The sequence below is a fragment of the Sulfitobacter sp. UBA4523 genome (genome assembly GCF_002388305.1).
Taxonomy (GTDB): Bacteria; Pseudomonadota; Alphaproteobacteria; order Rhodobacterales; family Rhodobacteraceae; genus Sulfitobacter; species Sulfitobacter pontiacus.
Window position 1 is genome coordinate 8,362 of sequence record NZ_DGMH01000028.1, and the last position, 268, is coordinate 8,629.

1 pseudogene is annotated in these 268 nt (G+C 60.4%); it reads left to right on the forward strand.

Annotated elements, in window-relative coordinates:
• Positions 1 to 24: 24 nt before the first annotated feature.
• Positions 25 to 268, forward strand: a pseudogene (locus B3849_RS07280) (sulfoxide reductase heme-binding subunit YedZ); the annotation flags it as partial.

Consider the following 268-nt stretch of genomic DNA (forward strand, 5'->3'; position numbering starts at 1 on the left):
CTCTATAGAAGTGAGCAGGGCGGTATGATCGACCGCCTGAATACCATCGCGCGACGTGTTCCCACATGGGTCGTATATATAGTGGGGCTTCTGCCAATCCCGTGGTTGCTGTTTCAGGCACAGACCGGCGGGCTGGGGGCGGAGCCGATCAAGGCGTTGGAAAAAGAGCTGGGGTTGCTGGCCTTGCAACTGTTGATCGCCGGGTTGGCGATCACGCCCGCGCGGCGCTACCTTCGGCTGAACCTCATCAAATTTCGCCGCGCCCTGG